General features: G+C 60.5%; 21 protein-coding genes. 7 read left to right on the forward strand and 14 right to left on the reverse strand.

Translation table 11 applies throughout. The features are described 5' to 3' along the window. Nucleotides 1–31: 31 nt before the first annotated feature. The 3 genes from FN828_RS09055 to hrpB all read right to left on the reverse strand — a co-directional run bounded on the left by FN828_RS09055 (nucleotide 32) and on the right by hrpB (nucleotide 4,617). Nucleotides 32–1,513: an inorganic phosphate transporter gene (locus tag FN828_RS09055; RefSeq protein ID WP_142493081.1), complete on the reverse strand. Its 1,482-nt coding sequence runs from the start codon at nucleotides 1,511–1,513 to the stop codon at nucleotides 32–34. A gap of 86 nt (nucleotides 1,514–1,599) precedes the next feature. Next, entirely contained in the window at nucleotides 1,600–2,058 is a 459-nt protein-coding gene (locus tag FN828_RS09060) for an NUDIX hydrolase (RefSeq protein ID WP_142493082.1), read from the reverse strand. A gap of 108 nt (nucleotides 2,059–2,166) precedes the next feature. Further along, nucleotides 2,167–4,617: an ATP-dependent helicase HrpB gene (hrpB, locus tag FN828_RS09065; RefSeq protein ID WP_142493083.1), complete on the reverse strand. Its 2,451-nt coding sequence runs from the start codon at nucleotides 4,615–4,617 to the stop codon at nucleotides 2,167–2,169. 104 nt (nucleotides 4,618–4,721) lie between these two features. Between hrpB and meaB the strand changes: the two genes are divergently transcribed. The 4 genes from meaB (at nucleotide 4,722) to FN828_RS09085 (ending at nucleotide 7,204) form a co-directional block, all read left to right on the forward strand. After that, nucleotides 4,722–5,702, forward strand: a complete 981-nt coding sequence (gene meaB, locus FN828_RS09070; protein ID WP_142493084.1) for a methylmalonyl Co-A mutase-associated GTPase MeaB — start codon at nucleotides 4,722–4,724, stop codon at nucleotides 5,700–5,702. 144 nt (nucleotides 5,703–5,846) lie between these two features. Then, nucleotides 5,847–6,134 (forward strand): 50S ribosomal protein L28, encoded by a 288-nt coding sequence (gene rpmB, locus FN828_RS09075; RefSeq protein ID WP_142493085.1) that lies wholly within the window; start codon nucleotides 5,847–5,849, stop codon nucleotides 6,132–6,134. 165 nt (nucleotides 6,135–6,299) lie between these two features. Further along, complete coding sequence (locus FN828_RS09080) at nucleotides 6,300–6,650, forward strand: hypothetical protein (protein ID WP_142493086.1); 351 nt, start codon at nucleotides 6,300–6,302, stop codon at nucleotides 6,648–6,650. A gap of 50 nt (nucleotides 6,651–6,700) precedes the next feature. After that, nucleotides 6,701–7,204 carry a copper chaperone PCu(A)C gene (locus FN828_RS09085; protein WP_142493087.1) on the forward strand — a complete coding sequence of 168 codons (504 nt, stop codon included), beginning with the start codon at nucleotides 6,701–6,703 and terminating at the stop codon, nucleotides 7,202–7,204. Nucleotides 7,205–7,290: 86 nt separating this feature from the next. On the opposite strand, the gene FN828_RS09090 is transcribed toward FN828_RS09085, so the two are convergent. Then, on the reverse strand, nucleotides 7,291–7,983 hold the full coding sequence (locus FN828_RS09090; RefSeq protein ID WP_142493088.1) for an NAD-dependent deacylase: 693 nt from the start codon (nucleotides 7,981–7,983) through the stop codon (nucleotides 7,291–7,293). A 42-nt stretch (nucleotides 7,984–8,025) separates the two neighbouring features. On the opposite strand from FN828_RS09090, the gene FN828_RS09095 reads away from it, so the two are divergent. After that, entirely contained in the window at nucleotides 8,026–8,463 is a 438-nt protein-coding gene (locus tag FN828_RS09095) for a low molecular weight protein-tyrosine-phosphatase (RefSeq protein WP_142493089.1), read from the forward strand. 8 nt (nucleotides 8,464–8,471) lie between these two features. On the opposite strand, the gene FN828_RS09100 is transcribed toward FN828_RS09095, so the two are convergent. Next, the gene (locus FN828_RS09100) at nucleotides 8,472–9,335 is read right to left on the reverse strand and encodes a branched-chain amino acid aminotransferase (RefSeq protein ID WP_142493090.1); all 864 of its coding nucleotides are present in this window, start codon (nucleotides 9,333–9,335) and stop codon (nucleotides 8,472–8,474) included. A gap of 193 nt (nucleotides 9,336–9,528) precedes the next feature. On the opposite strand from FN828_RS09100, the gene FN828_RS09105 reads away from it, so the two are divergent. Beyond that, entirely contained in the window at nucleotides 9,529–10,134 is a 606-nt protein-coding gene (locus FN828_RS09105; RefSeq protein ID WP_185958980.1) for a L,D-transpeptidase, read from the forward strand. 47 nt (nucleotides 10,135–10,181) lie between these two features. On the opposite strand, the gene trpS is transcribed toward FN828_RS09105, so the two are convergent. After that, entirely contained in the window at nucleotides 10,182–11,228 is a 1,047-nt protein-coding gene (trpS, locus tag FN828_RS09110) for a tryptophan--tRNA ligase (protein WP_142493091.1), read from the reverse strand. Nucleotides 11,229–11,301: 73 nt separating this feature from the next. On the opposite strand from trpS, the gene FN828_RS09115 reads away from it, so the two are divergent. Continuing rightward, on the forward strand, nucleotides 11,302–11,985 hold the full coding sequence (locus tag FN828_RS09115; protein ID WP_142493092.1) for a rhomboid family intramembrane serine protease: 684 nt from the start codon (nucleotides 11,302–11,304) through the stop codon (nucleotides 11,983–11,985). 31 nt (nucleotides 11,986–12,016) lie between these two features. Here FN828_RS09115 and FN828_RS09120 read toward each other — a convergent pair whose 3' ends face one another. From FN828_RS09120 to FN828_RS09155, 8 genes are all read right to left on the reverse strand, one after another. Next, nucleotides 12,017–15,745: a translocation/assembly module TamB domain-containing protein gene (locus tag FN828_RS09120; RefSeq protein ID WP_142493093.1), complete on the reverse strand. Its 3,729-nt coding sequence runs from the start codon at nucleotides 15,743–15,745 to the stop codon at nucleotides 12,017–12,019. Continuing rightward, nucleotides 15,745–17,553 carry an autotransporter assembly complex protein TamA gene (locus FN828_RS09125; protein WP_235891444.1) on the reverse strand — a complete coding sequence of 603 codons (1,809 nt, stop codon included), beginning with the start codon at nucleotides 17,551–17,553 and terminating at the stop codon, nucleotides 15,745–15,747. Before FN828_RS09125 ends, FN828_RS09120 begins: the two co-directional genes overlap by 1 nt. A gap of 135 nt (nucleotides 17,554–17,688) precedes the next feature. Beyond that, nucleotides 17,689–18,924, reverse strand: coding sequence for an efflux RND transporter periplasmic adaptor subunit (locus tag FN828_RS09130; protein WP_142493095.1), 1,236 nt, complete (start codon nucleotides 18,922–18,924; stop codon nucleotides 17,689–17,691). Between the two features lie 4 nt (nucleotides 18,925–18,928). After that, nucleotides 18,929–21,295 (reverse strand): ABC transporter permease, encoded by a 2,367-nt coding sequence (locus FN828_RS09135; protein WP_142493096.1) that lies wholly within the window; start codon nucleotides 21,293–21,295, stop codon nucleotides 18,929–18,931. Next, nucleotides 21,289–22,017 carry an ABC transporter ATP-binding protein gene (locus FN828_RS09140; protein WP_235891445.1) on the reverse strand — a complete coding sequence of 243 codons (729 nt, stop codon included), beginning with the start codon at nucleotides 22,015–22,017 and terminating at the stop codon, nucleotides 21,289–21,291. The genes FN828_RS09135 and FN828_RS09140 overlap by 7 nt, the downstream gene beginning before the upstream one ends. Nucleotides 22,018–22,170: 153 nt before the next feature. Beyond that, nucleotides 22,171–23,100 (reverse strand): AEC family transporter, encoded by a 930-nt coding sequence (locus tag FN828_RS09145; protein ID WP_142493097.1) that lies wholly within the window; start codon nucleotides 23,098–23,100, stop codon nucleotides 22,171–22,173. Nucleotides 23,101–23,160: 60 nt separating this feature from the next. Then, nucleotides 23,161–23,958, reverse strand: coding sequence for an MBL fold metallo-hydrolase (locus FN828_RS09150; RefSeq protein ID WP_142493098.1), 798 nt, complete (start codon nucleotides 23,956–23,958; stop codon nucleotides 23,161–23,163). Beyond that, nucleotides 23,958–24,764 (reverse strand): TatD family hydrolase, encoded by an 807-nt coding sequence (locus tag FN828_RS09155; RefSeq protein ID WP_142493099.1) that lies wholly within the window; start codon nucleotides 24,762–24,764, stop codon nucleotides 23,958–23,960. Before FN828_RS09155 ends, FN828_RS09150 begins: the two co-directional genes overlap by 1 nt.

Here is a 24,764-nt window from a genome sequence, read left to right on the forward strand (position 1 = left end):
CTTTTTATCGGGTGTCTGTGCGCGTTGCCGATCAGGAAATCACGCTGTTCAGCAACAGGAAGATCAGGGCTGACATCGCCGCTGCGGCAGGGACAGTGATGACCCAAGCCGCGACAATCGTCATGAAATGCGACCGGCGCACCAGTTTCCGGCGGCGGCGCTCTTCTGGGGCGATCCGCTTTTCGGCGGGGCGTGTGGCGGCGCTGTTGCGCAACCGGCGCTCTGCGTGCCATTCGCGGAAAAAGCCGACACCGAAAACCCCGCCCACGGCGATATGGGTCGAGGACACCGGCAGCCCCAGCCAACTGGCGACAATCACGGTGACGGCTGCCGACAGCGCCACGCAATAGGCCCGCATCGGGTTCAACTTGGTGATCTGGCTGCCAACCATGCGGATCAGTTTCGGGCCGAACAGGAACAGGCCAAAGGAAATCCCGAAGGCCCCGATCACCATCACCCAATGGGGAATGCTGACTTTGGCCTCGATTGCGCCGTGCTGGGTGGCGTGAACGATCGCGGCCAGCGGTCCAACGGCGTTTGCCACGTCATTCGCCCCATGCGCAAAGGACAGAAGGGCCGCAGAAAACACCAGCGGCAGACCGAACAGCGCCTTTAGCGATTTGTTGCGGTTTTCCATGCCTTGCGATTTGCGCTTTACGATTGGCGCGGTCACGGCATAGGTCAGCGCGCCAACGGCGGCCCCGATGATCAGGGCGGTGGTCGCGTCGATCTTGACGATCTTTTTCAGGCCTTTCATTGCCAGATAGGTGGCAAACACCCCGGACATGATGCCGACCAATACAGGCACCCAACGCCGGGCGGCGGCAATTTTGTCGTCGGTATAGATGATTTTCGCCTTGATGAACGCCAGTACACCCGCAGCGATGGCCCCGCCCAGCACCGGCGAAATCACCCAACTGGCGGCGATGGCGCCCATAGTGCCCCATTGCACAGCGCCAAGACCCGCTGCCGCAATGCCTGCGCCCATCACGCCGCCCACAACCGAATGGGTGGTGGAGACAGGGGCGCCAACCCATGTGGCCAGATTGACCCATAGCGCCGAACTGATCAGCGCGGCCATCATGGCCCAGATAAAGGTATCGGTCTGGCTAATCCCGGACGGATCAATGATCCCTTTGGAAATGGTCGAAACCACATCGCCCCCGGCCAGCAGCGCCCCGGCGCTTTCGCACAGCGCGGCGATCACGATGGCCCCGCCCATTGTCAGCGCATTCGCGCCCACGGCTGGCCCCATGTTGTTCGCAACGTCATTCGCGCCGATGTTGATGGCCATGTATGCGCCGAAAACTGCCGCCGCGACGACCACCATGTTGACTGGTGACTGGCCAAAGAACAGTGCCGCGGCTAACCCGGCCAGCACGATAAAGGACAGTGCGATCCCCGGTGCGACCAATGGTTTCGATACATAGGTCGTTGCGTATTCGATTTGGGAAATCCGCCCCAGATCTTTGTCCAGCGTTTTCCAATTTTTGCTATCGGGTGATTGCGCCATGACTCTCCCCTTACGGCTACGGGCAAGGCCGTAAGCGCGCGGATGCTGTGAATCAAGGCGTTTGTCGCAAATATTTTACAAAATGGTCACAATCGCCGCAGGATATCTTTTAGTTTCGGTTCCGCTACCAGTTCGGCGGCGCGTTCCGGGGACATCCATTTGCGGCGGCGTTCTTTGACTTCGGGATAGGAATCCATCAGCTTTTCGACCTGCACCAGATAAACCTGTACTTCGACCGGGGCGGGGGCACCGCTGTCCAAAATCTTGTCATAGGTATAGCTGCCGAACGGGATCGGGTCGGCTTTGGCTTTTTTCACGCCTGCTTCTTCCCATGCTTCGGTCAGGGCGGCTTCGTGGCTGGTTTTGTTTTCAATTGGCCAGCCTTTGGGGATGATCCAGCGCCCGGTTCCGCGTGATGTGATCATCAAAACCTGTACGTCGTCACCTGTGCCACGCAAACACAGCGCCGCCACCTGCAACAGGCGCGGTCGCGTGAACAATGGCTGGACCACATCGGTCCAGGCTTTTTTGATGCCCTGGCTCATGGATACCTGCTCGCTTACTGATACGCACAGCGATACTGTATATACATTTTGTGACAGTTTCACAAATGCAGAGTAAAAAGATGCTGCGGATTTTGTGCAATTCAGTGGTTAGGTGCCGCGCGGTTTGGCCCGAAGGGTCGGATCGGCCTGTGTCGGGTCTTCGGGCCAGGGGTGTCTGGGGTAGCGCCCGCGCATATCCTTGCGCACATCGGCATAAGAGGACGCCCAGAACCCCGGTATATCCATCGTGGTTTGCACCGGACGCCCCGCAGGTGACAACAGCGTGACCCGCAAAGGCGTGCGCCCCACCATCGGGTGCGTGGTCTGGCCGAACATTTCCTGTAAGCGCAGGCTGATTTCCGGGGATTCCCCGCTGTAATCAATGGGGATATGTCGCCCCAACGGTGTCGTGAAATGGGCCGGTGCTGCGCGGTCCAGTGCTTGCATCTGGTTCCAGTCCAGCATCCCGCGCAGGGCGGGCAGCAGGTCGAAGCGTTTCCAATCCTCGGCTGTTTTGACACCAGTCAGGTGCGGCAATAACCAATCCCCGATCCCATCCATCAGGGCATCGGGTGTCATGTCGGGTAAATCCTGCCCCGCTGCGCGGATCAGTTCCACACGCGCCACAAAGCGCCGGGCCGCATCGGATAATGTAATCCCCAGATCGCGCACCCCGTCCAGCATGGCCCACGCCACGCTTTCGGATGGGGCATCTTTCCATATCCGGTCATCCAGCGTTATCGCGCCGAACATTTCCTGCCGCCGGGCCACCACGCGACGATCCCGTTTGGACCATGCACAAATATCGCGCCAGCCGATCTGATCCGCGAACAGCCCACGGATTTCGCTTTCGGATATTTGAACGGCTTGCCGGATTTTTGCCTCGCGCGGGTTGCCATCGGTGTCTGTCACCACGATCAGCCGGGCGTTTGCCAGCAGGTCGTGATCGTCCAGCACAGCACCCTTGCCACCGGATAACACGAACCGCGGCTGGTCGCCCTTGCGGCGCAAACCGATCCGGTCGGGATAGGCCAATGCCGCCAGTTCCGCCGGGGTTTTCTGGGGGGCATTCGGCCCCGCCTGTCCGCGTAGCCGCTTTGCCTCGGCGCGGATGCGTTCGACTGTGCCGCGATTGGCGGCAAAGGGGCGGCGTTCGGCAAACCCTTTGGGATCGCGCAAGGCTTCCAGCCGCAGGGACAAATCGACAGGGGTGGAAAATGGCAGCGGATCACGATCCGCCAAAAGCGCGGCCAGTTCCGCTGCCTGAGGACCGGCAAGCGCCAGCATATGTGCCAGACGCGGGTGAAGCGGCAGTTTGGCCAGCGTTTTGCCGTGATCCGTCACGCGCCCCGCAGTGTCCACCGCGCCCAGCATATGTAGCAGCGCCACCGCTTCGGCATAGGCACCGGGGTTGGGTTGGGTCAGGAATGGCAGATCGGTGGGCGTGGCGCCCCAGACCGCCAGTTCCAACGCCAGCCCCGCCAAATCGGCAGCTTCGATTTCGGCAGGCGGGTAGAGGGATAATCCGCCTTCTTCGCCCTTAGTCCACAGCCGATAACACAGGCCTTCGGCGACACGCCCGGCGCGACCCATCCGTTGTGTGGCTTCGGCCTTTGTCACGCGTTCTGTCACCAGCCGGGCCATGCCGCTGCCGGGATCGAAACGCGCCCGCCGCGCCCGGCCTGCATCCACCACCACGCGCACGTCCTGAATGGTCAGCGAGGTTTCCGCGATCGACGTAGCCAGCACCACCTTGCGCCCATCCGTGGCGGGCTGAATCGCGGCCCGTTGCGCGGCAAAGTCCATTGCGCCGAACAGGGGGCGGATATGGCACCCGGCAGGCACGCGGCCTTTTAGTAGCGCCTCGACTCGCCGGATTTCCCCTTCGCCGGGCAGGAAGACCAGAACGCCGCCTTCGGTTTCGGATACAGCCCGGATCACCAGATTGGCCAGTGCCGGTTCCAGCCGCGCCTTTTTGTCCAGGGGGCGGTCCAGATGCCGGACCTCGACCGGAAAACTGCGCCCTTCCGAGGTGATGATCGGAACATCCCCCATCAGGGCCGCCACCGGGGCCGCGTCCAGCGTGGCCGACATCGCCAAAAGCAGCAGATCATCCCGCAACGCCCCGGCAATTTCCAGACACAGCGCCAGCCCCAGATCGGCATTCAGGGACCGTTCGTGAAATTCATCGAACACCACGGCCCCAATGCCCGACAATTCCGGGTCGGACTGGATCATCCGGGTCAGGATACCTTCGGTGACAACTTCGATTCGGGTGGCTTTGGATACCTTTGCTTCGCCGCGCACGCGGTAGCCCACGGTTTCCCCGGCTTTTTGCCCCAGCGTTTCGGCCATCCGTTCCGCAGCGGCGCGCGCGGCCAGCCGCCGGGGTTCCAGCATCAGAATGCGGCCTTCGGTCAGTCCTGCCCCTAACATCGCCAAGGGAACCACGGTCGTTTTCCCCGCCCCCGGTGGGGCCTGTAATACGGCGCGGCCCCGGTTTTGCAGGGCGGTAATCAGCGGGGCCAGTGCATCGTGAATGGGCAGATCAGTGTTCATTCCCTGCTTATCTGACAGCCACCGCCGCGCGGCAAGGGCACACTGCACTGGACAAATCCACCCCGCGCGGGGCATGTAAACGCCCGAACAATCGGGACGGTGCCATGAATATTGAACAGCTAAGCGACAAGATCATTGCAGGGGACCGCCGGTCATTGGCGCGGGCGATTACCTTGGTGGAAAGCAGCCGCCCCGATCACCGCGAACAGGCCGCCACATTGATCGAGGCACTGGCGCAGAAAACCGACCGTCAGGCCATCCGTCTGGGCCTGTCTGGTACGCCGGGGGTGGGGAAATCCACGTTTATCGAAAGCTTCGGGATGATGTTGACCGGGCAGGGGCTAAGGGTCGCCGTTCTGGCGGTTGATCCGTCCTCGGCGCGGTCGGGCGGGTCGATTCTGGGGGATAAAACCCGGATGGAACGCCTGTCGCGTGATCCGAACGCGTTTATCCGGCCTTCGCCGTCGCAATCGCATTTGGGCGGTGTGGCCCGCCGCACCCGCGAAGCTGTGGCCCTGTGCGAGGCCGCAGGTTTTGACGTGGTGCTGATTGAAACCGTGGGGGTGGGGCAGTCCGAAACCGTGGTGGCGGAAATGTCCGATCTGTTTATCCTGTTGCTGGCCCCGGCCGGGGGGGATGAATTGCAGGGCGTCAAGCGCGGGATCATGGAAATGGCCGACATCATTCTTGTGAACAAGGCCGATGGCGATCTGAAATCCACGGCGATTCGCACCTGTGCCGATTACGCCGGGGCGCTGCGCCTGCTGCGCAAACGCCCGCAAGACCCCGAAGGGTTCCCCAAGGCCATGACAGTATCGGCGCTGGAAGAAAACGGCCTGCAAAAAGCGTGGGAGGAAATGACCACGCTGACCGGCTGGCGCCGGGAACAGGGGCATTTCAGCGGTCGCCGGGCCGCGCAGGCCGAATATTGGTTCGGCGAAGAGGTCCGTCAGGGGCTTTTGGCGCGGCTGCAACGCGAACCGATGAAGGGCATGATGATCCGCCTTGGGGCGCAAGTGGCGCAGGGGGAAACCACCCCCACAGCCGCCGCCGCCGAGATTTTGGCGCTTATGCAGCAGGGATAAGATGGAAACCCTGTTGCACCCTCTTGACGTGCCGGGCGATTCCGCCTAATCACCCCGGACGGAATTCAGGGCGCTGCTTGTGGCGGCGTCCATTTATGTTGTAGGGGTCAGAAACGCCCCGCTGATCGAGATGAGGATAGACCCATGTCGCGCCGCTGCGAACTGACTGGTAAAGGCCCGATGACTGGCAACAATGTCAGCCACGCCAACAACAAAACCAAACGCCGTTTTCTGCCCAACCTGAACGACGTTACCCTGCAATCTGAGGCTCTGGGTCGTGGCGTGAAGCTGCGGATTTCGGCTTCTGCTCTGCGTTCGGTGGATCACCGTGGCGGTCTGGATGCGTTCCTGGCCAAAGCCAAAGACGCAGACCTGTCGGCCAACGCGCTGAAAATCAAGAAAGAGATCGCGAAAGCTCAGGCAGCCGCCTAAGCCGCAGACCTTTCACAGGTTTCACAGCCTCGTCGGATCATCCGGCGGGGCTGTTTCTGTTTGTGATGCCGGGCAGGCCATCGGTGTTTGGGCCGGTATCACGCGCGCCCCTGTTTCCTTTTGTCGCTTTTCAACTTCTGTGGGCGGCCCTATATCATTCCCGTGATGAGCAAGTTCTGGCGCGCATATCTGGGGATTACCCTTGCCGTGATTCTGGCCCTGACGGGGCAGTCTATGGCGGTTGCGCGTGGTATGCCTTCGGCGTCTGGCGAAATCATCCTGTGTACCGGAACAGGTCCAATCTCGGTACTGGTGGATGCAAATGGTCAGCCAGTTGGCAAGCCGCATATCTGCCCGGACTATGCGCTGTCGCTTTTCGCAGCACTGGCGGTAGAGCCGCCCCAGTTATTGCGTCCCGTGGGCCGCGTTATCGCCCTGCGTGTCGAAATCGGCAGCCATAATGAAACCGGGTTGGTGATTCCCCAGCGTGCGCGTGGTCCGCCCTCTGTCGTCTGATTTTAACCAAGCTTCCAAATCAGACCCCTTATAGACAAGAGGACAGACAGATGTCGTTCAAGACCACCCTTTTCGCGGCTGCCGCCGCCGTTTCCTTTGCCCTGCCCGCCTTTGCCGAAGGTATCATGGTGCAAGATCCCTATGCCCGCGTGTCCGCAAAAATGTCCAGTTCCGGTGCCGCGTTCATGATTATTGAAAACCATACGGGGCAGGCCGATCATCTGGCCGGTGTAACCTCGGATGTGGCCGAGCGGGTTGAACTGCATACCCATAAGGAAGACGCCAATGGCGTGATGCGCATGGTTCATGTGGCCGAAGGTTTCGACCTGCCCAAAGACGGCAGCATCGAAATGGTGCGCGGCGGTCATCATGTCATGTTCATGGGTCTGAAAGAGCAGCTTAAAGATGGCGATGTCATCCATGTGACGCTGCAATTTGAAAAAGCCGGGAATGTCGAGGTGGACGTTCCGGTGGATTTGCAGCGCAAGCCCGATCATGGCGGCATGATGAAACATGGCAACATGGATCACGGCAAAATGAAGATGTCCAACTGAATGGTTGACCAGTGCGAAGGGGCAAATGCCCCTTCTTGTGCAGGTATCAGTGCGGGAAGCCGTCCCTTTGGGGCGGCTTTTCAGGTTCAGCGCCGTAGCAATTCATCCACCCACTCGGGGACGATCTGTGTGGCCGGGCCAAACCGGGTTTCGGCAAAATCGGATACCGTGGCCGAAGGTTCCAGATTCAATTCAACCGTATGCGCCCCGGCCCGCCACGCGTCCTGCCCAAAGGCCGCAGCGGGATATACCTGCCCGGATGTGCCGATCGCGGCAAAAATATTCGCGTCGCGCAGGTGGTCCCAAATCTGATCCATGTAATAGGGCATTTCCCCAAACCACACGATATCAGGCCGCCCCATCCCGGCCCCGCAGGACGGGCAGGGAAAGCCGGGATACATCTGTGCGGGCGCAGGCCAGCGATGCCCGCAATCGGCGCATAGCGCCCCGTTCAGGATGCCGTGCATATGCAACACGTTGCGCGATCCGGCGGATTCGTGCAGGCCGTCTACGTTCTGCGTCACGATCAACACTTGGCCGTCAAATTCCTGTTCCAGCCGGGCCAGCGCGTGGTGGGCGGCGTTGGGGGTGGCCTTGGCAGCCTGCGCACGGCGGGCGTTGTAAAATTCGTGGACCAATGCGGGATTGCGGGCGAACCCTTCGGGGGTTGCCACGTCTTCAATCCGGTGTTGCGACCAAAGCCCGCCTTCGTCGCGGAATGTGCCCAGCCCGCTTTCGGCGGAAATGCCTGCGCCTGTCAGGATAACGATCTTTTCCATGTGGCCTCCTTGTCGTATCACTTTGCCCCGAAGGAGCCTGCCATGACCACCCGTATCCTGTTTGTTTGTCTTGGAAATATTTGCCGGTCCCCCGCAGCCGAAGGGGTGATGCGCCACATTGCCCCGGATGCGCTGCTGGACAGTGCGGGAACATCGGATTGGCATGTGGGCGAAGCCCCCTATGCCCCGATGCAATCGGCGGCGCGGGCGCGGGGGTATGATCTGTCGGCGCTGCGGGCGCGGCAGTTTCGCGGGCAGGATTTCACCGATTTCGATCTGATCGTGGCAATGGATCGTGCCAATCTGACAAAGATCGAGGGAATGCGTCCCACCGGGGCCGAAACCCCGGTGGTGTTGTTTGCCGAATATGCCGAAGGTTGGGATATGACCGAAGTCCCGGACCCCTATTACACCCGCGACTTTAACGGTGTGCTGGACCTGATCGAGGCCGCAGCCCAAGGGCTGCTTGCCCAACTATAGCGGCGCACTCAAGCGCCGCTGCGTGCCCAATCCCAATACAATTCGCGGGCGCGTTTGGTGATCGGCCCAATTTCATACCGGGTATCGTCAAAGGCCGTGACCGGCGTCACCTTGTTCATATTGCCGGACAGGAACACCTCGTCCGCGTTATGGAAATCGTCAAAGGTCAGCACGGTTTCATGCACGGTATAGCCATCGGCCCGCAGGTTTTTGATGTGCCGCGCACGGGTGATGCCGGACAGGAACGTGCCATTGGCAACAGGGGTGAACAATTCCCCGTCTTTCACCATGAACACGTTGGCGGTGGCGCTTTCGGCGACATTGCCCATCGCGTCGGCGACCAGCGCATTGCCGAACCCTTTGGATTTTGCTTCGGCCAGCATCCGCGCGTTGTTGGGATACAGGCACCCGGCCTTGGCGTTGCAGACGGCGTTTTCCAAAACGGGGCGGCGGAACCGGGTCCGGGTCAGCGTGGTCGAGGCATCGGCGGGTGCCATTGCCGCTTCTTCCAGACAAATGGCAAATCCGGTTTCTTCGGGGGTGGGAACAATGCCGGACGCATCGCCATTGATCGCCCAGTACATCGGACGGATATAAACGGCTGCATCCGGGGCAAAGCCTCTCAGGCCTTCCTTGGCAATTTCCACCATTTCAGCGGCGTCGACCGTGGGTTCGATCATCAGCGCCTTGGCCGAACGGTTCACCCGTGCGCAATGCAAATCCAGATCGGGGGTCAGCCCATCAAAAAACCGCGCACCGTCAAACACCGTGCTGCCCAGCCATGCGCCATGATCGGCGGCCCCCATCACGGGAACGTCACCCTGATGCCAGGTGCCTTTGAAATAGGTGCGGATATTGTTACTCAGTGCCATGACGATACTCCTAATTTGGGCCGCAGGCTAAGGGCGCGGTTCGGCAGGGTCCACCCCAAAATGGCTGAATACCGTAGTCTGACGGGGTTGGTTTCCCGGCCACAGTCACATCCCCTACACCAGATCGTGAATTGAACTTTGGGTGCTGTTCTGGCGGGTTCTGCGCAAACGCAGGAAACCGCAGGAGCAGGAAATGACACAGTTTAACAGGCGCAAGTTTCTGACGACCGGGGCGGTATTGGCTATGCCCGCCGTGATACCGGGACTGGCGCGGGCCGTGCCTGCGATACCGGATGCGGGGGCGGAAAACCCCGATGACCGGACCGGATCAGGGGTAAGGCGCAATATTTCCAGCTTCGCGCGGGTCGACTGGCGGGATCACTTTGATGATTTGGGGGTGGGTGTCATCGTGGCTGACACGGCATCGCGCGCGTTACATTTCTGGTCCGGGGATGGGCAGGGCTACAAGCTTTACCCTACTTCGGTTCCGATGTCCGAAGAACTGACAAAGCTGGGCTATACCAAGGTCGTCCGAAAGGTCGAAGGCCCAAGCTGGACGCCGACGCCTTCTATGCGGGAACGTGATCCTTCTTTGCCGGTCACAATTCCGCCGGGGCCAAAAAATCCGCTGGGTACACATGCCTTGTATCTGAGCTGGCAATATTACCGCATTCACGGCACCCACGACACGCGCAAGATCGGGCGCAAATCGTCGGATGGGTGTATCGGGCTGTATAATGAAAAGATCGCGGAGCTTTACGGAATGGTAAAGGTTGGCACCCGCGTGCGCCTGATCTGACAGGCATGTGACCCCCGCCCCGGATCGGTCCGGCGCGGGGGTGTTGTTTAGCTGCGGATCATGCCCACAATGTCATAGGTTTTTTGCAGGATCGGCGTTGCGATTTCCCGCGCCCGTTCGGCACCACGGCCCAGAATGCGGTCGATTTCTGCGGGGTCTTGCATCAGGCGCTGCATTTCCCCCGAAATCGGCGACAGTTTCGCCACCGCCAGATCCGCCAACAGCGGTTTGAATTCCGAGAACTGCTTGCCGCCCATTTCGGCCAGAACGGTATCCACCGTCTGATCCGACAGTGCGGCATAGATGTTCACCAGATTGCGGGCGTCGGGGCGTTCCTCCAACCCTTTGGCGGTGTCTGGCAGGGGTTCGGGATCGGTTTTGGCCTTGCGGATTTTTTTCGCAATGGCGTCTGCATCGTCGGTCATGTTGATGCGGCTGGCATCGGATGGGTCCGATTTCGACATCTTCTTGGTGCCATCGCGCAGGGACATGACCCGCGTGGCCGCGCCTTCGATCACGGGATCGGGCATGGGAAAGAAATCCACGCCGTAGTCATGATTGAATTTCGCGGCAATGTCGCGGGTCAGTTCGACATGCTGTTTCTGATCTTCACCCACCGGCACTTCGGTCGCGTGATACAGCAGAATATCCGCCGCCATCAGCGCAGGATAAGCGAACAACCCAAGCGAGGCATTCTGAGCGTTTTTCCCCGCCTTGTCCTTCCACTGGGTCATGCGCTGCATCCAGCCCATCCGCGCCACGGTGTTGAAAATCCACGCCAGTTGGGCGTGTTCTGCAACCTGGCTTTGGTTGAACAGGATGGATTTTTCCGGGTCGATACCGCTGGCAATAAAGCCAGCCGTCAATTCGCGGGTCTGTTTGCGCAGGGCTTCGGGGTCTTGCCAGACGGTGATCGCGTGCATGTCGACAACGCAGTAAACGGTTTCGATCCCGTCTGCCTGCTTATCGGCAAAGCGCTTCAACGCGCCCAGATAATTGCCAAGGGTCAGCCCGCCAGAGGGCTGGATGCCCGAAAACACCCGCGGTTTAAAAGCGGCGTTCGGGTTGGATTGCGTTTGGACCGCATCCGACATGTGATTATCTCCGTCTGGATTTATTGGTGTGGGTGGCTTACCCATGCCCCAAAGCCCCGTCAAGGAAAGCCCGATGAGCAGTCAAAATAACTCGCCTTTCAACACACTCCCGCCGGTGATCGTTGCCTTGTTTCTGATCCTGATGGGGATTGAAATCGCCTTTAACCTTGGGGCGCGCGGATTGGTTGGCGGCCCCGAGGCGGTGGGCTGGCGTTTGGCTGCGGCGCAAAGCTACGCATTTTCCGCCCCGATTTTTCAGTGGATGTTGGAAAATGGCCAATATCCGACCGAACATATGATCCGTTTCGTGACCTATGCCTTTGTGCATGGGAATTTCACACAGGCGTTGTTTTCCGGGATAATGCTGCTGGCGCTGGGAAACATGGTGGGGCGGGTGTTTTCGCAGGTCGCCACATTGGCGGTTTTTGTGGCTGGCACCATTGCGGGGGCGGTTGTCTTTGGGCTGGTGGCGGATACGCGGGCCGTTCTGGTTGGGGCGTTTCCGGGGGTCTATGCGCTGATCGGGGCATATAGCTTCATGCTGTGGGTCGGGCTGGGCGCAACCGGGCAGAACCAGTTTCAGGCGTTTCGGCTGATTGGGGTGCTGTTGGCGCTGCAATTGCTGTTCGGGCTGATTTTTGGCGGGCAACCGGATTGGATTGCGGATGTGTCCGGGTTTGTCGTGGGGTTCGCCCTGTCTTTCGTGGTCAGCCCCGGCGGCTGGCAACGGCTGCGGGACCGGATGCGCCAGCGCTGAATGCTGGCGCTTTAGCCCGGTGAAAACGGCGTCAGTAATCTTTCTCGATAAAAATACCGATTCCGGTGTCGCCGTCTGAGCTCAATCTTCCGCGTGCCGTGACAGAGCGGTTGATGTTCAGGTTCAGGTTGATCTGGGTTTTACCCTCTGTGTCAGCCGTGATTTCCGAGTAGATATTTTCGCTCAGATATTTTCCGGCGCGGGCTTCGGTCGCGCCATCGTCGGTGGTGGTAACGTCCAGATCGTCCAGCGCCAGCCCCTTGCGAATACTGCCGCCAAAGCCATCGCCGCCCCGGCCGGTCAGGGTGCGGATTGCCGCAGCCAGCCGCACGGCCTGCAAGGGGGAAATGCTGCTGATGCCTTTGCCGAACAGGATCAGGGCCAAAACCTCGTCCTGTGGCAGTTCGGGGTTCGAGGCGAAGGTTAGGGCAGGGGTACTGGCTTGGCCTTCGATGATGATATTGGCGGTGGCATCGGTGGCCTGCGTGCTGGCAACAAAGCGGATATAGGGATCAAACGCGCCTTGCAGGCGGATTTGCCCTTCCTCCAGATTAAGCCGCTTGCCCAAAATATCCATCCGCCCGCGGATCAGATCGAAACGGCCCTGTGGCACCACATTCCGGGTGTCGCCCAGTAGCCGCAAGGTGCCGCCCAGCTCTGCGTCCAGCCCTCGCCCGCGTACAAAAATCCGATCCGGGGCCAAAACCTGAACGTCCAACCCATAAGAGGGACCATGATCTGCCTGTTCGGATTCATTCGCCACCAGACCGGCGTTGACGCGGGTTTGATGAACGGCGGCGGGTTCGTTCACATGTTGCAGACCGGGCAGGTTGGCATAGCTGGTGCCGGATGCGTTGGGCACACGCAATTCGGTTTGGCCCAACGTCATGCGCCCCGAAATCTGCGCACCCCCGGCCAATGCGCCGCGCACCTGCAATGGGCCGTTGACCGTGGTCGTGAACAGCTTTGGGTCCATCAGGGTCACATCCTGAAGCTGCGCGTCCAGCGTGGCGTTGAACGGCGCAGACAGGGCCACGGGGCCGCTGACCCGGATCGTCCCCCCAGAGGAAACCCGGCTGGACAGGTCGATTTGCGCCCGTTCACCGTTCAAGGCGATGTCCAGCCCGATGTCTTCCAGCGCTATCCGCTGGTCGGGTATGGCGAAACGGGCATTCTGTGTGCCGATCCTGCCCGTGACAGAGGATAAGGCGGGTTTGCCATTGATCCGCACGTCATAATTGACTGTGCCGCTCAGGCTGCGGGGGCGGATCAGATCGTTCGCCAGCGCCAGCGGGGCTGTCCCGGTCAGATCCATATCCATCGTTTCGCCCGAACGGCTGACCGTGCCATTGGCCGTCAGGCTGGTATTGCCCGGCCCCGATCCTGTGGCCTTGATGCGCCAGTTCTGTGCCTCCAGCGTGGCGGTGCCTGCCGTGCTGGCGGGGCCGGACAGCCCCGGTGCCAGCAGGGCCAGATCGTTCAGTCGGCTGGAAAATTCGATGGTATCTGTATCGCGGCTGGTGACGGTCGCAGACATGTGCGGATTGTGCAGTTGTGCGTCTTGCAGCGTGAAATAACCCTGTGCGTCGCGCTGTACCTTGGCGCTAAGGGTGGTTTCGCCCCGTAGCAACTGATCCGCCTGATCCAACCCAGCGGCCAGATCGCGCCCGGTCAGCGCCAGATCAGCGTCAAAGACCTGTGCCGCCGGTTTGCCAGACCCCGTTACTGTCAGGTCCACCGATCCACCCACGGGCCGCCCGGCCAATGCCGCATAGGCGGACAGCATTTTTGCGCTGGCCTGAACGGTTCCGGTGACGGACAGGGCGTTCCAGTCCAACCCTTGCGCTGTTGCATCCAGTTGCACGGTGGCATTGCCGGGGGCCGTGGCTTGGGCGGTCGCGGTCCAGCGTTCGCCCTGCCGTGAAAGTTCGGCATTCAGCCCAGCCGCCCCATGAAGTTGCGGGATAATGCGCTGCACATCGGTCAGCGCAGCCGTGACGTCGGCCTTGGTGGTATCCGTGGTCAGCGCGACGTTGCCACCGATCCGGGCGTGGTCAGTTGATACCTGCAAATCCCGAACAGAGGTGCCGGTTTCGTTCCGCACAGCATGTAGGGACAGACGGCCCTTACCTGTCAGAAGCGGGTCCAGCATGGGCTGCCCAAGGCTAAGCGATTGCGTGTCGCCGGACAGGACCAGATCAAACTGACCACTGATCGGCATGACATGCCCCCGAAGTCGCAGCGCCCCGCCGCCCGCCAGCGGTTGCCCCACCAAAGCGGCAAAGCGGGACAGGTCCGGTGTGTCTAACGTGGCGTTTGTGTCAATGCGCATGTCGGGGCTGCCGGTGACGGCGGAAACCGTGGCATCACCCGCCAGTGCATAGCCCTGTCCCGACAGGGTAATCCCGTTCAGCGTCAGCGGGGCGTCAGGCTGCCAGTCAAACCGCAGCGCCGCCCGCAGATCGCGCCCCAGTGCCGCCGCCAATGCCTCGTCTTGCGGGATCATGCCCTGCACTGTCAGTTCGGCCAACCCGTCCACGCCGTTTTGCACCCCGGACCGCAACAATTGACCGGACCCGGACAGCCGCGCCGTTTGCAGCGCCAGATCGGGCCGTTCCAGCCCGTTCAGTATGGTGTCCAGCGTCCAGCGGTCGCCTTTGCCTGCATCGTAATTTAACGTCACCTGCGCGGTGCCGATCCGTGTCACCGGGCCAGAAATCGGCAACACCACGCTATCGCCCTGTTTCGGTGCCAGATCGGCCCGCAGGTGCGCTAGTTCCGGCCAGCCTTGGGCATCCAGTGATAGCCGCCCGCTGACGTTCAGGGCGTCGGAGCTTAGGTGCAGCCGATCCAGCGCCAGCGTCCCATCCACATCGCGCATCCCGACCACGGCCAGCGCCATATCGGAACCGAAGAAGGGGCGATATTCCGGTGCGAACAACGGCGCAATGTCCCCGCCCAAATCGGCGGTGAATTGCGTGGCCCCGCTATCGCCCGTGATCAGCGCCAGCGCCCCGGCCAATCGTGGTTGCCCATCCGATTGCAGCGCCAGTTCTGCGGCGAAATTGTCCAACGGCCCGCTGCCCGATACCGTCAGCGCAATCGATGGCTGCCCCGGCAGGTTCAGCATCTGGGCCACCAGCCCGTTTTCCGGTTCTTCCAAGGTCAGGTCCAAGGCCAGTTCGCGGGTGGCGTTGGTATAGCTGCCGGTAAAGGCCAAATTGCCGATTTGCGGGGCAAGGCGGGACACGTTCAGCGCCGCCTGCCCCTGTCCATCCGCCAAAGAGGCGGAACCCGTCAGGCTTAGCACGGCAGCCTGTCCCAGAATATCCGCCCCCAGATCGGCCTTTTCGATGGCCAGCTTGGCGATGTTTACTGAAACTGGCAGGTCCGGCAGCGCCAGCGGGGACGCTTCGGCGCTGGGCAGGTCGTTCGCGGGGGCGGGTTTGCGGGGCAGCAGCAGTTCCTTGGCGGACAGCTCGTCCACCTCCAGTCGCCCGGACAACAGCGCGGTGCGGCTCCAGTTCAGGGTAACACCTTTCAGGGTTAACCAGATGCCGTTTTCATCGGCGATGGTCAGCATTTCAATCGTGGCGGTCGAACTCAGCGCCCCCTGAAAGCCCTGAATGTCCACATTGCGCCCGGCACCGGACAGGTTGTCCTCCAGCAGGCCTTCTAAAAAACCACGGTCATCTGTGGCCTGTTGCGCCAGCAGCGGCAGGGGGGCGGCAAAAACCGCAATGATCAGATATTTACGCATCAGAAGGCCTGTCCGATCCCGATATAGACCTGAATACCATCGCCGGTTGACCCGCTGACTGGGGCAGCCACGTCCAGCCGGATCGGCCCAACCGATGTATCGTAGCGCAAGCCTAAGCCCGCGCCGCTGTGCCATTCGCCGGACCCGTCATAAAAGCTTTCGCTGCCAATATACCCCGCATCGGCAAATCCGACGATGCTGATGGCGCTGGTGATTTTTGCGCGAATTTCCCCGGAAAAGCCCACGAAACTGCGCCCGCCAATGGTATTGCCGCCCCCCAGATCAACGTTAAGCGACTGATAGGGCTGGCCGCGCACCGTGCCACCCCCGCCAGAATAGAACAGGAAATCCGGCGCGGTTTCGGACAGTGCGGGCCCCGTAACAGACCCCAGTTGGAACCGACCAGCGGCCACAAAACGCGCCTCTGGGTCCAGTTTGCGGTAAATCCGGCTGTCGAATTTTAGCTGTGCGCCCGATGCTTCGCCGCTGAGGCCGACAAACGGGGTAAGCTGGGCATTCACGTAATGCCCTGATGTCGTGTTCAGGATATTGTCGCGGTGGTCCCAGCGCAGCGCGGCTGGGGTGCTGAACAGGGTAAAAGTCCGATCCCCGAACGCATCACGCGTGTCGAAATGGCTAAGCGCCAGTCCCAGATCGCCTTCTAGGTGGTCAGAGAAAATGCGGGTTGCGCCGATCCCAACGGTGATCTGATCTGACCGATAATCTTCTTCGTCCAGGCTTTCCATATCAATATGGGCAAAGAATTTCGTATCGGCACCGAACACGGCGGGGCGTTCAAACCGCGCCCCAAGGCTGTAATCCAGGCCGCCAGTGGTGCCGCCGATCCCAGATACCTGACCTTCGATCCGCAAACGTTCAGCGCCGCCCAACAGGTTGCGGTGCATCCAGAACCCGGACAGCGCCAATCCCTCGAAGCTGGACAGTTCTGCGCCCGCGCCATAGCGGCGGCGTTTTTCGTCGACCACATTGGCCGTGACATCCATGTGATTGTCCGCGCCGATCACATCGCCTTCGCTCAGCGCCACTGACCGGAATGCCCCGGTGCGGCGCAGGCGGTTGGCGGCCTTGTCCAATTCCTTGGGGGAAAAGGATTGTCCTTCGGGTAGCCCTGCAATGCGGCGCACGCGGGTAGGGCGCACGCGGCTTTCGCCGGTGACGATCAGTTGGCCGAATTTTACCGGCGGGCCGGGGTTGATCTGTATCTGTGCATCCAGCCTGTTGCTGGCGTGGTTGGCCAGAAGATGCTGATGTGCTGGCTGGGCCTTGGCATAGCCAGCCATGCGCCAGCTATCGACGGCGGTTTGCACCGCTTCCACTACTGCGGTTGATTTGGCTGCGCGTCCGTTTCTGAACTGATCGGGCAGTTGGGTGCCTTGTGGCAATGGTGTCACACTGGCCTGTCCAAAGCGGAAGCGGGGGCCGGGGGTGACGGACACATTGATTGTCTTTATCTGTGCAGGCGGGTTCAGGGGCGGGATATTCGCCGCTTCGCGCCCATCCAGCGTGATGTGGATCACGCCGGAATAATAGCCCTGCGCATAAAGCGTTTCCAACAAACGCTGGTAATCTGCCAATGCGGTGGAAAAGACATCCTGTGCGTCTTTTACCCCTTCGCGCTGGGCGGTGCGCAACAGGGATGCCCGGCGCAACTGGCTTTGCAGGTCATCGTTTTTCACGCCCGTGACCGCGATGTTCAGCGCGTCAAATGCCGACACCGAGGAGGCGCATAACCCCAGTGACAGGGCAAGCGAAGATAGCAGAAGAAAGGAAGGTTTGGGTCTGGACACGGCTGTTTCAGGGTTCGTGCGAAAAGAGGGGCAAATCATACCCTGTCAGGATAGGGCGATTGCGGGCAGAGTACAGCCGGAATCCGCTGCTTCGCGTGCGAAACCGGCGGGATTACGCCGCATCATGTACACAGATCACTGGTAGGCGCTGCGTTGCGCTACACGCTGCCCATCCACCAACCCGGCAGGGGGATAAAGGACGATTGGCGCGCCCACATCGATCCCGCCCGACAGGGCCGCTGTCAGCCCATTATTTGCCTGCACAGCAACGCGGGTTTGTACTGCAATACCGTCCTGCACCACGAACAGCGCCCATTGATCCGGCCCATCGCGGAACAGGGCGCCAGCGGGAACGGTGACTGCTGCGGGGTCTTCCCATGTCACAATGCGGGTTTCCACGCGAAACCCATGCCCCAAGGCCTGACGGTCATCATATGGCGACAGGAACCGGATGGTGACATTGACGCGCTGTTCTTCGACCCCCAGCGCCGAAACCTTGGTAAAGCCCCAAGGTTCGATCCGGGTCACTTCGCCCCGCAGCGGTTCAGTCCCGCCCCAATTGTCAATAATCACCGGATCGCCCGGTTTGATCTGTACCGCATCGGTGGACAGCAATTCGCTAATAACCTCCAACCCGGATTCGATGTTGCCGATTTCCAGAATGGGGGTGCCTGCGGGCAGGGTGATTTCCGACTGCTGCATTATGCGCAGGACCGTCCCCGGCACTGGGGCTTTCAGTGGCACGATTTCATCCTGCTGCGCCTCGATCGCTTCGGCCAAACCAATGTCGTCAAAGGAAATCAGCGCGGCGCGGGCGTTGTTCAGTTCGGCCACCCGCATTGAAATGGCCGCGCGGGCGGTGTCCAGCGCCGCATCCGCCGCGCGGGCGGTGCGTTCGTCGGAATCCAAGGCAGCCTGACTGGCAATCCCACTGTTGAACAGGGTGCGGGTGCGGTCCAGATTGGCTTGTGCCAAATCACGATCTGCACGGGCCTTGTTCAAATCCGCCTCGGACACGCGCAGGGCGGCTTCGGCGGCGGTGACATTGGCGCGCGCCTGTTCCCGTGTCCGCGCATCCAGCGCCGAAGGTGACGTCGGCAACATCCGCGCCACGGCATCCCCCTGCGCGACCTGATCGCCCGGTTCCACGCTTAACCGCATCAGCCGCCCCGCGATGGGGGTGGATACGACATAGGGATCATGCACCCGTGTGCGGCCTTCTTCGTCAATCGTGACCTGCATCGGGCCTTGGGCTACGGTTCCCATATCCACCAAGGTCGGGCGCGGCCAAAACGCATAGGTCAACGCCCCCGCAACTAAGGCCGCTGCGCCCAATGTAATCGCCAATCTGGACCGTTTCTTTTGCGCCATACCGTCAATCCCGTGTTTTCAGCGCCGCGACAAGGTCGACCCTGTCCAGTTCACGCTTCACCAACCAGCCAGATACCCCCGCCGCCACCAACACGGCGCTGACCGCCATGCCAAAGCTATGCGGGCTAAAGGTCACTGGTATCTGGTATATATCCGTCGAAAACCCTTTGACCGTGAGATAGGTCAAACCATACCCCAGCCCCACGCCCAAGGGCAGGGCTGCCAATGTCACCACCGCCAGTTCCCCCAACAGAACGAACGAAGCCTCGGCCTTGGTAAACCCCATCACTCGCAGGCTGGCCAGATCGCGCTGCCGTTCGGCAAAGGCAATCCGGGCCGAATTATAGACAATCCCAAACGTAATGATCGCCGCGACAGCCAGCATGACATAGCGCACTGATCCGGGGCCGGTGTTCATGATTTCCACCAGCGCATCCCGCGTATCGGATTTCAGCGCAATGCCTGCAATCATGGGCATGGCCTTCAGATCGTCAATCAGATTGTCCAACCGCGCTTCGTCCAATGTCAGGGTCGCCCCGGTGATCTGGCCGGGTTCGTTCATGGCGCGGGACAGCACCCCGATTTCCATAAACGCAGGCGCCCCCATCAGCGTTTCCGCCACGCCAATCACCGGCAGGGACAGCACCGGGCGGCGGCCTTCGCGGATTTCGGCGGTCAGCATGTCGCCCGCAGACAGATGCAGGATGTCCGCCAATGGTTTCGACAGGATCACGCCCTCGCGGCGCATGGACACGGGGGTTTCGTTTGCGTCTATGACCCGGCTTAGGATTGGAAACTCCGGTCGCCCCTCGATTGCGCCGCGATAGCTGTAGGTGCCATTTCTGAACACGGCAGGCACGGCACGGGATGGTTCGACATGCTCCACCCCCGGCAAACGCCCCAGTTCCAATAGCGCCTTATCGGTCTGTGTGGTGGTGAAGCTGACGTTCATATCGCCCCGGTTCATCACGTTGAAGCTCAGGTCCAGCGTGGTATCGAACCCCGCCATCAGGGTCAGCGAGGCGACAGATAGCGCCAGCCCGGTGCCAATACCCACCACCGCGCCCAACATACGCCCCGGATAGCGGGTCAACCGTCGCAACACCATCCGGCTGGGTTGATCCAGCCAGCGTTTCAACCGCGCGGCCAGATCGAAAGCCCGCGAATAATCCGGGGGGGCAGGGGGGCGCATCGCCACGGCGGGCGTCAGCCGAAACACCCCACGCAAGACAAACAGGCTCCCGACCGAGGCGGTCAGGATCGACACGGCAAACCCCGTCACGAAACTGCGGGGATCGACGCTAAAGACCAGAAAGGGAAACTTGTAATATTGCTGATACACAACGGCCAAAGAATTCCCTGCCGCAATTCCGCCAATGGACCCGACAATTGCCCCCAGAACCGCGATCACCAGCACCAGTTTCAGATAGTGAAAACTAACCTCCCACGAGGAATAGCCGAATGCTTTCAACAGCCCGATCTGTTCGCGTTCCGCCTGCACCATGCGGTTGATCACGATATACAGCAAAAACGCCGCCACCCCCAAAAAGATGGGCGGTATCACGGTTGAGGTGCTTTGCAGCCCCTTGATTTCTTCGCTGACAAAACGATTGGACATCAGATCGTCCAACCCATAGGCCCCGCTGGCACCATAAGGGGCCAAAATCTGATCTGCGGCCAGAATGACCGCCTGTTCATTCGTCCCCCGCGTCAGCGCCATGATGGCCTGATTGAACGCGCCCTGCATGTCATAGGCGGCGGCCAATGCGGCCTGACGCATCCAGAACACCGCGAACCGGGCGTCATCCGGCACCATTTCGCCCGGCGCGGTGGAATACAGAAACTCGGGCGATTGCGCGAATCCGGTGATGCGGAAACTGCGTTTGGTGCCGTTCATCGTGGCAATCAGGCGGTCGTTCAGTTTCAGTCCACGGGCCTTGGCAAATCCGTCCAGCAACAGGATTTCATCCGCCCGCCCCAGATCGGGCAGGCGACCGTCCACCAGATAGACATCATTCAACCGGGGGCGTCCCAGATCAGGCAGGCTTAGCGCCTGCGCCCGTACCGGCAATTCCCGTGCGCCAATGTCGATCAGCGCCCCACCGGACACGCGGCCTTCGACAGCGGCAACGCCGGGCAATGCTGCCAGACGGTCCAGCATACGTTCCGGCGTGCGGGTGACTGGGGCGAAAACATCGGCCAGCCGATACCGATCATAATAGGCCAGCCGGGTCTGATCCAATGTGTTGACAAGCCCGGTCATCATCACCAGCATCAACACCCCAAGCGCGATGACCAAACCGATAGCCGCCGCTTGCCCCTTGATCCGGGCCAGATCGCGCAGCAATTTCCGGTTCAGCGGACTTACCATTCGATCTGTTCCGCCGTCAGTTTCGCGGTATTTTCAATCACCTCGCGGATGCTGCCATCGGCGAAATGGATCACCCGGTCTGCCAGTTGCGCGGTATTCGCGGCGTGGGTCACGATAATAACCGTTGTGCCTAACTGTTCGTTCACATCGGTCAGCACCTTCAGCACAGCCCGCCCTGTGGCACTGTCCAGCGCCCCGGTGGGTTCGTCGCAAAACAGCACGGTGGGCCGCTTGGCCACGGCGCGGGCGATGGCCACCCGTTGTTGTTCCCCGCCGGACATTTCCGATGGAAAATGATGCGCCCGCTTATCCAGCCCGACAAGCGCCAGCGCCTCGTCCGGGTCCAATGGAGTGCGGGCGATTTCTGTCACCAGTTCCACATTTTCGCGGGCGTTCAAGCTGGGCATCAGATTGTAGAACTGAAACACGAACCCGACATGATCACGCCGATAGCGGGTCAGCTCTGCATCGGACAGGGCGGTTAGCTCTGTATCCTTGAAATGGGCGCTGCCTGCACTGGGGCGGTCCAGCCCGCCCAGAATGTTTAGCAATGTGGATTTACCGCTGCCCGATGGTCCCAGCAATACCACGAATTCCCCGTCCGGGATCACCAGATCAACCCCACGCAGCGCATGGACGGCTGCCGGGCCTTCGCCATAGGTTTTCGTCAAACCCTTGGTCGTGAAGGCCGCGTCCAAGGATTTGAGGCGGGTATCGGCCACTGGAACGCTCGCGTTTTGCACACCAACAGGTTAGCGGATCATGCGTCAGGAACCAGCGAAAAATGCCGGTGTGGGGGATGTGCGACCTTTGGTTCTTTCTTGGTTAAAATATCCACTGCACACGATCAGACCCGCGCGGAACGCCTGTGATTGTCAGGGCAAAATCTGCAACCAGACCCAGACCGTCAGGATACACAGTGCCGTTCCCACCAGCACCGAAGAGGCCGCGACTCGTCGTCCCACGCCGTACATATTGGCAAAGACATAGGCGTTGATCCCCGGTGCCATTGCCGCAGTCATCACCGCCGACCGTTGCGAGGCCACAGACAGATCAAAACCGCGCGTCAGTGTCCACGCAATCAGCGGATGGATGATCAGGCTGATCACAATCACATAGGCGATGATTTTCGTGTCGCCTTCGGGGCGATAGCGCACCAGAACACCGCCCAACCCGAACAGCGCCGCAGGCAGGGCAGACCGCACCATCAAATCCACCCCGGCGGATAATGGGCCGGGCAGCGTTGTGCCTGTCAGGTTCACGATGAACCCCAGAATCAGCCCCAGCACCAGCGCGTTACGGAACATGGACCGGGCCACTTGGGTGGCCAGCGCAATCGGGGATTTGCTGCGGGCGCGGACAATTTCCATGACCGTGATGCCCAGCATATAACAAAATGGCGAATGGACCGAGATAATGGCGTAATTCCCTGCCAGCGCCTCGTGTCCAAATGCGCGTTCTGTGATTGGCAGACCCAGCAGCAAAGAGTTGGAAAACAACCCGACAAAGCCGATGGCAACGCTGTCTTCCCACGGGCGGTTGAACAGGTAACGCGCCCCCAGCATCGCCAGAAGGAACCCGGTGGTCGCACCAGTGTAGAATGAAAACAGCAGCTTCAGATCAAAGCTTTGGCTCAGGTCCAGCTTGGAAATCGCGGAAAACAGCAGACAGGGAATGGCGAAATTCTGGGTGTATTTCATCAACCCGTCGACATTCGCATCCGTGAAATAGCCCCGCCAGACGGCAAGATAGCCAAACCCGATAACGATGAAGACGGGAAGGACGACGTTCAAAAGGTCTTGCATCCGAAAAGCCTTAGCGCTGAGTGCTGCGGTGCCGCTTTGCCCGCTGGTGGTGGGAAAACGTCAGACCTGATAAGAGATCGTCATGCCGTCATATGCAGGGGTGATATGATCCGGGGTTTCGTCCTGAAGCGTCTGATAATCCAGATCAATGTGCATATTGGTCAGCACGGCCCGGCGCGGGGCAACGCGGGCAATCCAGTCCAGCGATTGTTCCAGATGCGAATGGGTCGGGTGCGGTGTGCGGCGCAACGTGTCCAGCACCCAGCAATCCAGATCTTGCAGCGCGTCCCACGCATCGTCATAGATTTTGGCCACATCCGGCAGATAGGCCAGATCGCCAATCCGAAATCCCAGCGCGTCGATTGATCCGTGATTGACCTTGAACGGGGTCAGGGTGATGTCCCCGCCCTTGCCTGAAATTGTGACGTCGCCCTTGATCGTGTGCATGTCCAGAATGGGCGGATAGGGGCTGTCGTCGGGTTGGATAAAGGCATAACCAAAGCGCGAAAACAGATCGTTTTGCGTATCGCCATCGGCCCAGACCGGCAGACGTTTGCGCATGTTGAAAACGATCATGCGCAGATCGTCCACCCCATGAACGTGATCCGCGTGGGAATGGGTCCACAGCACGGCGTCCAGCCGCCCAATGCCAGCGTCCAGCAATTGCTGGCGCATATCCGGGGTGGTGTCGATCAAAACGGCGGTGGTGCCGTCATCCGTGATCCGTTCCACCAGCATGGAACAGCGGCGGCGGATGTTTTTGGGGTTGTTGGGATCGCAATCGCCCCAGTGACCGCCCAGCCGCGGCACCCCGCCAGAAGAGCCGCAGCCCAGAATGGTGAATTTCAGTTCTGCCATTATGCGGCTGCCTTATATTGCGCGGCCTTCCAGAACAGCCGGTCGAAATTGGCCTGAGTGTGCGCGGCAAAATCGGCATAGTCCATGCCAAAAACCTCAGCCCCGACCTGTGCGGTATGAATGGTATAGCCCGGTTCGTTCCGTTTGCCGCGAAACGGTTTGGGGGCCAGATAGGGGCTGTCGGTTTCCACCAAAACCCGATCCACCGGCGCGGCGGCGAAAATATCGCGCACCTCCTGGCTTTTGGGGAATGTCGCAATGCCGGACATGGACAGGTAGAACCCCAAATCCAGCGCGGTTTTCGCCAGCTCCGGCCCGGACGTGTAGCAGTGCATCACGCAGGAAAACGCGCCATTGGCGTGTTCGCGGCTGAGTATATCGGCCATATCCGCATCCGCGTCACGCGAATGGATAATCAGCGGCAGCCCGGTCTGGCGGGCCGCTTCGATATGGATGGGCAGGGATTGTTTCTGAATGTCGGCACTGTCAGCAGAGTAGTGATAATCCAGCCCGGTTTCACCGATCCCCACGAATTTCGGATGCTTCGCAAAACCGACCAGTTGTTCAACTGTCACCAGCGGTTGATCTGCCGCGCTCATCGGGTGAATGCCTGCGGCATAGAAAACTGGCGCGTTTTGTTCGGCAATGGCGCGGACCTTGGGTTCGTTTGCCAGCTTGGTGCAGATCGTCACCATACGCGTCACCCCGGCGGCAACGGCGCGGGCGATGATGTCCTCGCGCTCGCCATCAAAATCGGGAAAGTCGAGGTGGCAATGGCTGTCGGTGATCTGGATCGGATTGGTCAT

The sequence above is a fragment of the Thalassovita litoralis genome (assembly GCF_900182725.1).
GTDB classification, from domain to species: domain Bacteria; phylum Pseudomonadota; class Alphaproteobacteria; order Rhodobacterales; family Rhodobacteraceae; genus Thalassobius; species Thalassobius litoralis.

Bases quoted from the DNA above. Each gene is read 5' to 3' on its own strand.
- FN828_RS09055 (WP_142493081.1), bottom strand. From the start codon at position 1,513: ATGGCGCAATCACCCGATAGCAAAAATTGGAAAACGCTGGACAAAGAT.
- FN828_RS09060 (WP_142493082.1), bottom strand. From the start codon at position 2,058: ATGAGCCAGGGCATCAAAAAAGCCTGGACCGATGTGGTCCAGCCATTG.
- hrpB (WP_142493083.1), bottom strand. From the start codon at position 4,617: ATGAACACTGATCTGCCCATTCACGATGCACTGGCCCCGCTGATTACC.
- meaB (WP_142493084.1), top strand. From the start codon at position 4,722: ATGAATATTGAACAGCTAAGCGACAAGATCATTGCAGGGGACCGCCGG.
- rpmB (WP_142493085.1), top strand. From the start codon at position 5,847: ATGTCGCGCCGCTGCGAACTGACTGGTAAAGGCCCGATGACTGGCAAC.
- FN828_RS09080 (WP_142493086.1), top strand. From the start codon at position 6,300: ATGAGCAAGTTCTGGCGCGCATATCTGGGGATTACCCTTGCCGTGATT.
- FN828_RS09085 (WP_142493087.1), top strand. From the start codon at position 6,701: ATGTCGTTCAAGACCACCCTTTTCGCGGCTGCCGCCGCCGTTTCCTTT.
- FN828_RS09090 (WP_142493088.1), bottom strand. From the start codon at position 7,983: ATGGAAAAGATCGTTATCCTGACAGGCGCAGGCATTTCCGCCGAAAGC.
- FN828_RS09095 (WP_142493089.1), top strand. From the start codon at position 8,026: ATGACCACCCGTATCCTGTTTGTTTGTCTTGGAAATATTTGCCGGTCC.
- FN828_RS09100 (WP_142493090.1), bottom strand. From the start codon at position 9,335: ATGGCACTGAGTAACAATATCCGCACCTATTTCAAAGGCACCTGGCAT.
- FN828_RS09105 (WP_185958980.1), top strand. From the start codon at position 9,529: ATGACACAGTTTAACAGGCGCAAGTTTCTGACGACCGGGGCGGTATTG.
- trpS (WP_142493091.1), bottom strand. From the start codon at position 11,228: ATGTCGGATGCGGTCCAAACGCAATCCAACCCGAACGCCGCTTTTAAA.
- FN828_RS09115 (WP_142493092.1), top strand. From the start codon at position 11,302: ATGAGCAGTCAAAATAACTCGCCTTTCAACACACTCCCGCCGGTGATC.
- FN828_RS09120 (WP_142493093.1), bottom strand. From the start codon at position 15,745: ATGCGTAAATATCTGATCATTGCGGTTTTTGCCGCCCCCCTGCCGCTG.
- FN828_RS09130 (WP_142493095.1), bottom strand. From the start codon at position 18,924: ATGGCGCAAAAGAAACGGTCCAGATTGGCGATTACATTGGGCGCAGCG.
- FN828_RS09135 (WP_142493096.1), bottom strand. From the start codon at position 21,295: ATGGTAAGTCCGCTGAACCGGAAATTGCTGCGCGATCTGGCCCGGATC.
- FN828_RS09145 (WP_142493097.1), bottom strand. From the start codon at position 23,100: ATGCAAGACCTTTTGAACGTCGTCCTTCCCGTCTTCATCGTTATCGGG.
- FN828_RS09150 (WP_142493098.1), bottom strand. From the start codon at position 23,958: ATGGCAGAACTGAAATTCACCATTCTGGGCTGCGGCTCTTCTGGCGGG.
- FN828_RS09155 (WP_142493099.1), bottom strand. From the start codon at position 24,764: ATGACCAATCCGATCCAGATCACCGACAGCCATTGCCACCTCGACTTT.